Source organism: Gammaproteobacteria bacterium, from assembly GCA_013001575.1.
Lineage (GTDB): Bacteria > Pseudomonadota > Gammaproteobacteria > Steroidobacterales > JABDMI01 > JABDMI01.
On sequence record JABDMI010000082.1, the window covers coordinates 1 to 10431 of the forward strand.

8 protein-coding genes are annotated in these 10431 nt (G+C 46.5%); 5 read left to right on the top strand and 3 right to left on the bottom strand.

Annotated features, from left to right (window positions below; translation table 11 throughout):
* The coding region (locus HKN88_07020) for a hypothetical protein (GenBank protein NNC97808.1) at positions 1-144 on the top strand (144 nt) is incomplete at its 5' end.
* Positions 145-251: 107 nt separating this feature from the next.
* Here the strand turns inward: HKN88_07020 and HKN88_07025 are convergent.
* The 3 genes from HKN88_07025 to HKN88_07035 all read right to left on the bottom strand — a co-directional run bounded on the left by HKN88_07025 (position 252) and on the right by HKN88_07035 (position 4317).
* Positions 252-2288 carry a M48 family metallopeptidase gene (locus HKN88_07025; GenBank protein ID NNC97809.1) on the bottom strand — a complete coding sequence of 679 codons (2037 nt, stop codon included), beginning with the start codon at positions 2286-2288 and terminating at the stop codon, positions 252-254.
* 65 nt (positions 2289-2353) lie between these two features.
* Entirely contained in the window at positions 2354-2938 is a 585-nt protein-coding gene (locus HKN88_07030; protein NNC97810.1) for a LemA family protein, read from the bottom strand.
* Positions 2939-3087: 149 nt separating this feature from the next.
* On the bottom strand, positions 3088-4317 hold the full coding sequence (locus HKN88_07035; protein ID NNC97811.1) for an EAL domain-containing response regulator: 1230 nt from the start codon (positions 4315-4317) through the stop codon (positions 3088-3090).
* A gap of 410 nt (positions 4318-4727) precedes the next feature.
* Between HKN88_07035 and HKN88_07040 the strand changes: the two genes are divergently transcribed.
* From HKN88_07040 to HKN88_07055, 4 genes are all read left to right on the top strand, one after another.
* A complete protein-coding gene (locus tag HKN88_07040; GenBank protein NNC97812.1) occupies positions 4728-6326 on the top strand; it encodes a glutamate--cysteine ligase in 1599 nt (532 codons plus the stop codon).
* A gap of 173 nt (positions 6327-6499) precedes the next feature.
* Positions 6500-7225 carry a hypothetical protein gene (locus HKN88_07045; GenBank protein ID NNC97813.1) on the top strand — a complete coding sequence of 242 codons (726 nt, stop codon included), beginning with the start codon at positions 6500-6502 and terminating at the stop codon, positions 7223-7225.
* Positions 7226-7381: 156 nt separating this feature from the next.
* Positions 7382-8497, top strand: coding sequence for a sensor domain-containing diguanylate cyclase (locus HKN88_07050; GenBank protein NNC97814.1), 1116 nt, complete (start codon positions 7382-7384; stop codon positions 8495-8497).
* 246 nt (positions 8498-8743) lie between these two features.
* The coding region (locus HKN88_07055; protein NNC97815.1) for a DUF885 domain-containing protein at positions 8744-10431 on the top strand (1688 nt) is incomplete at its 3' end.

Genomic DNA, 10431 nt, shown 5'->3' on the forward strand with positions numbered 1-10431 from the left:
CGTCAGACGCTTGAGGCAAAAGAGTTGAATCAGACTGGTGCGCTAACGGCACCGGACAGTGAAAAAAGTAGTGATCCAGAGCAAGACCAAAGTGTTACTAAAAATCCAGGTAAAAAGCCCTGGTGGAAATTTTGGGGAGATTGATCTCAAGTCATCTCCCCGATCCCGAAGTCCGACAATGAATCCTCCTCCATTGTTGGGTGTCCAGAAAGCCGGCTCATTGTTTGGGTCGGCTTTCTTTTTTTAGTTGATCAGGAAACGCTGGCTTGAGTCTTTAGTATCGGTGGCATCGGGCAATGCAGGGTTGAGCAGATCGCACGCAAAAGTTCTGATTCCACTTGACTGACCTCATCATCAAACGCGATGGTGATGGAAAGGGCTTCGATCAGGGCACGTTTGATCTTCATGGGCAAGGCGTCCAGACTTAACAGACCCTGATCGAGATCATGGATCCAGTTCTCATCCGGGGTCTCGAAACGCAGTAAGGCTTCCTGGTCCAGATGCTTAAGCAAACGTTTGCTGTTGGGATGCTCGATGAAATACTTGATTCCATCTTCATAGGCCTCGGCATTGATTGCGTGGTCATGACTGCCTTCCAGCGAAATAACGGCAAACAAATGTGTGATGGCAGCAGTGATCTTCGCAGGCTTTTTTTCGACCTTGCCCTGTGCATAAGGCGCCCAACTGTCTGCGAGGTGTGAGGCAAGAACGCGCGATAAGGCGTATTCGAAAGGTTCAATCTTGTTATCGGTGTGCACGATACGATCGATCAGATCGCGAAGAAAATTCAACTCTTCCTGGGTGCGGCGTTTCAAAGCCGGAAAAGCGAGATCGAGTAAAGGTAAACGAAATTGATCACTGTTCTGCTGCACTTCGGTAAAGTATTCAATGACTTTATTGGTGCGATCCTGGCCCATTTGTTTATTCAAGACCGCCAGTTGTTTTAGCCGTTGTTCTTCATCGGGGTGTAAGAGTAGCGCCAGAGTGAGGTCAAACACATCTTTATCCTGGTCGTGGGCTGCATCAAGAAGTTTGCGGGGCAGTTGTTGACGCAATACCTCGGCATACATTACGTGTTGGATGGCGGGGTTACCGACTGCATCACTGATAGCTCCAGGTAATAAAACCCCCAGGCCTCCCAGCGCTTTTCCAAAGGCATCGGTTTGTCCGGGCTTGTCGCTTTTTTCTTGTTCGGCTTTAAGTTCTTGTTCGGCACGCTCGGCCACTTTTCTGGCATTTTCGACCATATCCAGGGCAAGTTTATTGATGTCGTCGGGTTTAAAGTGCGGGTCCAGTGCCAACAAGCGTTCCGGCAGGGGCGGATGGGTGGCAAAGGCGCCGCCAAACATTTTTAGACCACTGGAAAATAACATATGACTGACTTCTTCGGCATCCGAGGCTTTGAATACCGAGCTGTGTTTACTGGCAGCGATCTTCATTAAGGCCATTTTGATGCCGTCGGTTTGACGGGTGAATTGGACCGCTGATGCGTCGGCCAGAAATTCACGTTGACGTGATACCGCAGCCTTGATCAGGCGTCCCATGGTCAGGCCTACGTAACCGATCACCGCCAGCGCCATACCAATCACCAGCACGATCGAAACATTTTCATTACGTCGTGAATAGCGTGCGTGACGCGAACTGCGTAAAAGTGTGCGGCCGATCAGACTTATGATCAATATGCCAAACAATACCCCCATCAAACGAATATTAATGCGCATATCGCCATTCAGGATATGTGAGAATTCATGTGCGATAACGCCTTGTAATTCATCACGATCAAAGTGTTCCAAGGCCCCGCGGGTTACTGCAATTGCCGCATTGGAGGGCTGGCTGCCAGCCGCGAAGGCATTAATCGCGGCCTCTTCTTCCAGCACATAGATTTCCGGCATGGGCAGACCCGAAGCGATGCACATTTCTTCAACCACATTGAACAAGCGTTTGCGTAAGGGATCACGTACATCGGCGGTGATCTGGGTGCCACCCATATCTTTGGCTACCGTGCCGCCACCAAAACCCAGACGCACGCTTTTATACATACTCGCCGCGCCAATGAAGCCACTGGTAATCAATGTACTGGCCAGCATAAGGCCGGCATTGTTCTGCAGCCACGCACCGCTAAAAAGATTAAACTGATTAAGATTACTGTTGGTCGCGCCAATATAAGCAGCAGCAAAAGCTACCACCACATCCACCAAAATGATGATTGCGATTACAGCAAAGGCAAAAGCCACAAACAGTTTGCGTGACTGGCGTTTGGCTTGTTCTTGTTGTTCGAAAAAATTCATGCGTCCGGGTATCCCCACGCGTTAAATATTGTGAGGATACCTGTATTGAAAAGGTCTGCGATCAATTAGTCAAATGAGACTTTTGGCACTTCGGTTTTGCCATCTTCAATTTGCAAATGCTGGGCTGCATTGAATTTGCCAGGGAAAAAACCCACCACAAAGTTGTTTGGAAATTGTTCGCGCATGGTATTAAAACGCATTACGGCATCATTGAAGGCCTGGCGCGCAAAGGCCACACGGTTCTCGGTAGAAGTTAACTCTTCCTGGAACTGCATCATGTTCTCATTGGCCTTGAGGTCAGGGTAGGCTTCGGCCAGTGCAAACAAGCGTCCCAAGGCGCCATTCAATTGTCCTTCCGCTTTGGAAAGATTTTCGATCGCTTCCGGATTGGATGGATCAGCGGCAGCGGCTTGTAAGCCGGAGACAGCGGCGTTACGCGCATTAACCACGGCTTCCAGTGTTTCACTTTCATGCTTCATGTAACCTTTAACAGCCTCGATCAAGTTTGGAATAAGGTCATGGCGACGGGTTAGTTGCACATCGATCTGTGAAAAAGCGTTCTTAACCTGGTTTTTGGCCCCGACCAATTTGTTGTAAATGCCAATAACGAATACGACAATTACAATAATCAGGCCTAATACATACAACATCTGGAATCTCCTTGCTGAGAATGAATAAATCCAATACCTACTATAGTGGATAACGTGTTTCGATTAAAGAAACAAAACAGGAAAATAAAGAATAAAAAACGGAACTTTTAACCAATTTACATATACTGCCGTAGCAGATGGCTGCCGGTTCAGGCGGTTTCGCGGGTTGCTTTTTCGTCCAGGCCGAGTGAGACGTTCCAGCGCTCCAGCCAATTCGGTATATTATCGCCTGGCATTGGGCGGGCAATGAAATAGCCCTGACCTTCATCACAGCCAAGGTCTGAAACGAGTTCCCAGTCAGTCTGGGTTTCGACGCCTTCTGCGACTACATGCAAACCCAGTTTGTGCCCAAGTTCGATACAAGATTCAACAATGGCACGGGCGCCGCCATCGTCAGTTGCTCCACGTACAAATGACTGATCAAGCTTGAGCTCGGTAAAAGGTATGTCTTTGAGTTGGGTCATGCTCGAATAACCTGTACCGAAATCATCGATGGACAAGTTAAATCCTTTCAGGCGTAAACGCGTCATGATGTCGAGTGCGATCAGACTGTCTTGAGCATCCCAGCTCTCTGTGATCTCCAGAGTAATTCGGTCGATCGGTACTTCATATTTTGTCGCAATCGAGACGAACTGTTCGGGCAGATCGAGTTCAAAAAAGGAACGCGCCGACAAGTTCACAGCGATCTTTGGTGAGAGTCCGATCTTTTCCCAGCTTTTCACCTGGGCGTAGGCTTTTTCCATTATCAGGGTTGTCATGGTGCCGATCATATTCAGTTCTTCTACCAATGGCAGAAAGGCTCCCGGCCCTAGAATGCCCAAATCAGGGTGTTGCCAACGCACTAATGCTTCTACCGACACAAATTGCAAAGTTTCGATATCGATCTTGGGTTGGTAAAACATCACGATCTCGTCTTTGGCAATGCAACGTCTTACGTCATTACGACTGAATTCGGGGAAGTTACGCCGCCGTGGTTTGTCGAGTTCGGGAATTTCCTGGGTGAGTTTGCGTTCTAGAGCATTTTGTTCATAAGGCTTTAGTAAATAACCCATGTAGCGCAAACTGTGCGAGCTTGCCAGGCGACCACTGGCTTTGAGTACGCTTTCCAGTGCAGAGGAGGTGATAATGATTCCCGCCTGGCTTTCAATTTTTTTCAAATATCGGAGAATCTCCACGCCGTCGTGGTCGGACATCTGCAAGCCGAGCATGATGATGTCGATGTCGTGTGAGTTTTGTGCCCTGAACTCACTGAAATTGTTTGCACAAAGAACCCTGTAACCCAGACCTTTAGCAATTGTTTTCACATACGAGAAAATTTCCCGATCGTCGTCATAGACCAGTAATGTGAGTTGATCGTTTGTATTAAAGCTGGTTGTCATGCAAATTTATTGTTGGTTGATTAAACTACAACGAGCTAAGCTGATTTAACCTGCACATTATGCCAAGGTCCCTGCTTTGGAAATGTGACTCAGTTAACAAAATATTTCAGTTTAGCTTACAGATTGCTTGAATGCCTTTATTTAGATATTTTAATATTCTTCTAACTAACTGAATTAACAATTATTTTTTTACCAGCCCATTGTGGCAAAATAATTTGACCGGGTACAGTAAATTTTCTAAATTCTGATTAAATCGCTGAAAAATTATGCAAATCCAGCTCAAAACCTGACAATTTGAGCTAATTAGCGATTAATTTTGTACTAATTAAAACCCATGCGAGGATTGAATAATTGATTCAACTAACCTTATCCAACACCAAGTAGAATAGCCAACCATGACTCCTGATCAAATGACCTCCGAGTATTTCAAAGTTCTCGAATCGATACGCGACATGGGCGGTGCCGAGATTCTTGTGGGCGGATTACGCGGTGTTGAAAAAGAAAGTTTACGCGTAAGCCCAGACGGTACCATTGCCAAAACCCGACATCCAAAAGCGCTTGGTTCAGCCCTGACTCATCCCTACATCACAACGGATTATTCCGAAGCACAGCTCGAATTTGTCACCCCGCCATATGCAAACAATTGGCAAGTTATGCAATCGCTCACCGAGTTGCATCAATACACGCATAAAGTTTTACATCAGCAATCCGATAATCAGGATCATCTTCACGAATTGATCTGGCCCGCGAGTATGCCGTGCATGGTTACCAAGGGTAGTGATGTTCCTGTAGCCAAGTTTGGTAGTTCCAATGTGGGTCGCATGAAACACGTGTATCGATTGGGACTGGGTTATCGCTACGGGCGTACCATGCAAACTATTTCGGGCGTGCATTTTAATTATTCTATTCCGGAGCGATTTTGGCCAATCTACAGGGAATTCCAAACCTTTGTTGGAAAACAAAGTGAAGATTTTATCTCGTCCCAGTATTTTCATATATTGAGAAACCTGCGTCGTTCCAGCTGGATCATTTTGTATTTATTCGGGTGTTCACCAGCGGTATGTAAAAGCTTCAATGTCAGTAGTGATGGTCTGGAGGAAATGTATAGCAGCTATTATTTGCCCCATGCCACCTCCTTGCGCATGAGCAATATCGGTTACAAGAATGAAAGTCAGTCATCCATACAGGTGTCGGCCAATAGTTTGCAGGAATACATCACAGATCTAACCGCTGCGATCAGTACACCGTATCCGGAATACGACAAGATAGGTGTAAAAGTGGATGGCGAGTATCGACAGTTGAATAGCAACCTGTTACAGATCGAGAACGAGTATTACACCTTGGTCAGGCCCAAGCGGGTTGCGCGCAGTGGCGAAAAACCATCTGAGGCTTTAAAAAGAGCCGGCGTGCAATACCTTGAATTACGCGCTCTGGATAACAGTTTGTTTGATCCGGTCGGGGTCAATAGTGATGAAATGTATTTTCTCGAATTGCTGGTCTGGTATTGTCTGTTTTATCCGAGCCAGCCATTAACACCGGATGAAGAAACAGAAAATTCTCAAAACCAGCTAAAAGTGGCACGCGAAGGGCGCAAGCCGGATCTGAAACTCTTGCATCATGGACGCGAACGAAACTTGCAGGAGTGGGGCAGGGCAATGTGTGAGGATATGCAACCCTTGGCAAAACTACTCGATCAGGGTTTGCCGGAAATGAGTCAACCGCTTTATTCCAGGGCCTTGCAAAAACAGATCGACAAAATCATTGACCCCGAGAAAACCCCGTCGGCACGCATATTATGCGAGATGCGTGAGCAAAAGATCTCGTTTTATCATTTAAGTAAAAACATCGCAGTAGCTCATCATGAATATTTTTCGGCTTTACATTTGAATGAAAAAAAATACTCGCGCTTAAGCGAGATTGCGAAAAAGTCACTTGCCAGGCAAAGCCTGATGGAAAAGAATGACCATGAAAGTTTTGATGACTATCTGGCGAAGTATTTCGCAAAATAATTCTCGCAAAGGTGTGTTGTTTTAAAGTCTAGCCTGCATTAACTCGTTATAAATTATTGTTTTTAAACGTAAAATTAGATTTTGCCAGACATTCAGGATTAATTCAGTCGTAGGCTCCTACACTAGCTGCAAGCTATGTTTATAGCGTGTAGATTCAACCGGAGGATATGCCTATGCATTCATCTCAAACCACATTTAAAAAGATCGCAACGGGCCTGGCGAGCGTGCTGTTGCTCAGTGCATTCACCAGCACGGTCAACGCCGACAAAAAAACTCCGCGGATAGCGAAAACACCGGATCGTCCGGAATACGTTCATCACGGGCAACGTCGTCATGCCGATCGCCACAATGATCGTCGCTCGGACCGACGCCATAATGATCGTAATTATAGTGATCGAAACTACAATGATCGACGTTCAGACCGTCATCACAGTGAGCGGCGTTCACACGATGGTCGTCGTAACCGTCACAGTTCTGGTCATTATCGCTATGACGATGACTCCTATAACAAACGTAACAAACGATACGCCAAGCATAAGAAGCACAAAAAGTACAAACATAAAAAACATTACCGTTCGCACTACTACGACTGGAGTTATTACGCACCTGCCTACTACGCAAGTTTCAGAGGGCGAAAAAATTGTCGATATGTGTATAACCGCTATGGCGATCGTGTAAAACGCTGTTACCCGGCGCGCTACAAGGCGCATTATGATCGCGGTTATCATTACGGCCATCGTTACCATGATCGATATGGGCGTTACCACGACAGTTATCACCGTGGACGATACACCCGTCACAACCATCGTGGTCATTATCGTCACGGACATTATTACGATAATGACATCGGACAATGGATAGCTCTTGCCATATTGTTTGATCGTTTACTCGATGACTAAAGCGGAATAATTTACAAGTTACACTCTGGCATTTACCCGGCTTCGGCCGGGTTTTTTTGGCTGTAATACTGCATAAGGATATAGTCAGGACACTAGTTACGAATTTGTGACAATTTTTTTTTTGTGATTTGCACAGCCTCTGGTATGGTAGCGGGCATGAATGCCATCCTGAATGACCTGGAAACCGAGAATCGCAAGCTAAAACAGCAGTTGCAGGCGCTTAAACAGGAGGCACAACAAAATGAATTCTTGTTACGTCAAACTCAAACTCGACAACTGGAATTCCTGAAAGCCGAGTCCTTACCCGACCTCTTGCGTATTCTCTTAACCCGCCTGCGTGATGTGTACAAACTGCACCATGTTACCCTGGTGTATGAAGATAAAGAGGGCAATTTGCCGGAGTTGCTCGAAAGACATCATTTGAGCATGCAGGATTACCCCAATTTGCTGGTCACTGAAAACCTTAAAAAATACAGTCAGACAATTGAAAAAATTCATGCACCTTATCTAAATACCTACACTGAAAAAACGGCGCCCTTTTTTGTGAATGAGAATGTCGAACAAGACGTTGTGATGGAAAACATCCAGAGTGTAGCGATACTGCCATTAATAAGACACAGCAAAAAGATCGGTTACCTGAATTTTGCCAGCAATGACTCCGGCCGCTTTTTTCCAGGTCTGGGTACAGAGTTTCTGGAGCAAATGGCAACCATAATCAGTTTTTGCCTGGAGAATGTAATTAACCGCGAACGTCTGGTCCTGACCGGGTTGACCGATGTTTTAACCGGCTGGCCAAACCGCCGATACTTGCATCAACGAATGCAGGAAGAGCTTGCCAGGGTGCAACGCAAGCAGGCACCAATCTCTTGTATATTATTTGATATTGATCATTTCAAAAAGATCAACGATACCTTTGGACATCCGGCAGGTGACAGTGTGCTGCGCCAACTTAGCCAACGCGTACGTTCAGCGTTGCGTTATGGTGATATCGCTGCCCGCTACGGGGGCGAAGAATTCATTATTGCCTTACCGGATGTCAAACTTTCGGCCGCAGCACAATTTGCTGAACGGGTGCGATCCTTGATCGAAGACGATTATTTCACTCTCGACGACGGGCGACTAATCAAGGTCACCATTTCTGTAGGTGTGGCCTGTTTGGCGCCAGAATGGTCAGCAAAATCCATGACTTACCTGATGGGCGAGCTGATCGCGCAAGCCGATCGACATCTGTATTTCGCCAAATCCAATGGCCGTAATCAAGTCGCGTATTAGTCTTTAGGCCGCTATAATCGGCGCTTGGCTTATTTCCCGCTTGGTGAAAGAGTCCCACAAATATTCTTGTCTACAAATTTAGAATCCATGATGATTTAGGAGATATATATGTCCATTACTAAAGGTTTTATCAAAACCTTGTCCAGCGTTTTTATTGCAAGCTTGTTATTTACCGGATGTTCTAAATCCGAAGACATGCAAAAAGCCGTCACTGACGGCGCGGCAATGGTTGATGAGCTTACTCAAATGGCCGAACAGGCCGGTCTGGAGTTACCCACACTGGATGCGGCAACACTTGATGCAATTAAAAGTAAATTAGCCGATGTGCAAAAAAGCAGTTTCGCGGATTGGTCGAGCAAAGAGTTTGGCACTGAAAGCGAACGCGCTAATGCCTTGTTTGATGCCATGTTCGATCAGGCGGTTGATCGCAGCCCGTCATTTCAAACTTTTCTTGGCATTAAGAAAGATTACGGCAAATGGGATGACAATTCCCAGGAACGTCAATTTGAAGAATTGGAATTGACCAAACTTAATCTGGCCATGGTCAAGGACAAAATTGATTTTGACAAGCTGGATGCTCAAACCAAGATCAGTTACCGCCTGGCTGTGGATGATGCTGAACGCGAGATTAAAAACTTTAAATACCGTTATCACAATTATCCGGTGAATCAAATGTTCGGGGTTCAGTCTGGTGCGCCATCTTTCCTGATCAATTTCCACAGGATTACCGATGTCAGTGATGCCGAAGCCTACATCTCGCGTTTAAACGGCCTTATGCAGCGTTTTGATAATGTTATTACCGGTCTGGATATTCGCGCCGACCTTGGCATCATGGCGCCAAAGTTTGTTTATCCATACGTGGTCAGTGATAGCAAGAACATCATCACCGGTAAACCTTTTGATGAGAGTGAGAACGACTCTACTTTATTGGCCGACTTCAAGAAAAAAATTGCGGGTCTGGAACTTGCCAAGGAAGAAGCCGAGGCATTGATCAACAAGGCGACTGCTGCATTGACAGATTCTGTGAAACCGGCCTATGAAAAACTAATTGCCAAAACCCAGGAGCTGGAAGCCAAAGCCACCACCGATGACGGGGCCTGGAAATTGCCCGATGGCGAAGCCTTTTACAACATGGCACTGGCGCGCACCACCACGACCAGTAAAACCGCCGATGAAATTCACAACATTGGCTTGAGCGAAGTTGCGCGTATCCATGACGAGATGCGTGCAATCATGAAAACCGTCGGGTTTGAAGGCGATCTGCAGGCGTTTTTTGAATTCATGCGTGTGGATAAGCAATTCTACAAGCCGGAAACCGACGCAGGCCGCGAAGAATATTTACAAGAGAACCGCGACGTCATCGAGCACATGAAATCCCGTCTGGACGAGTTGTTCCTGACCAAACCCAAAGCCGATCTGATCGTCAAGCGGGTTGAACCGTTCCGCGAAAAATCGGCCGGTAAAGCCTTTTATAATTCACCCGCTCCGGATGGTTCGCGTCCTGGTATCTATTACGCCAATCTCTACAAAATGTCAGAAATGCCAACCTATCAAATGGAAGCGCTGGCCTATCACGAAGGCATTCCCGGTCACCATATGCAACTGGCTATCTCGCAAGAATTAACCGGGTTACCAAAATTCCGTAAGTTCGGTGGTTACACCGCGCACACCGAAGGTTGGGGCTTGTACTCCGAGTATTTACCCAAAGAGATCGGACTGTATGAGAATCCTTATTCAGACTTTGGGCGTTTGGCCATGGAGTTATGGCGTGCTTGCCGCCTGGTGGTGGATACCGGCATCCATGATAAAAAGTGGACCCGTGAACAAGGTATCGAGTACTACACCACCAATACGCCGAACCCGGTGGGCGATGCCGTGAAAATGGTTGAGCGTCATATTGTGATCCCGTCACAAGCCACGGCCTACAAAGTGGG

Bases quoted from the DNA above. Each gene is read 5' to 3' on its own strand.
- HKN88_07025 (NNC97809.1), bottom strand. From the start codon at position 2,288: ATGAATTTTTTCGAACAACAAGAACAAGCCAAACGCCAGTCACGCAAA.
- HKN88_07030 (NNC97810.1), bottom strand. From the start codon at position 2,938: ATGTTGTATGTATTAGGCCTGATTATTGTAATTGTCGTATTCGTTATT.
- HKN88_07035 (NNC97811.1), bottom strand. From the start codon at position 4,317: ATGACAACCAGCTTTAATACAAACGATCAACTCACATTACTGGTCTAT.
- HKN88_07040 (NNC97812.1), top strand. From the start codon at position 4,728: ATGACCTCCGAGTATTTCAAAGTTCTCGAATCGATACGCGACATGGGC.
- HKN88_07045 (NNC97813.1), top strand. From the start codon at position 6,500: ATGCATTCATCTCAAACCACATTTAAAAAGATCGCAACGGGCCTGGCG.
- HKN88_07050 (NNC97814.1), top strand. From the start codon at position 7,382: ATGAATGCCATCCTGAATGACCTGGAAACCGAGAATCGCAAGCTAAAA.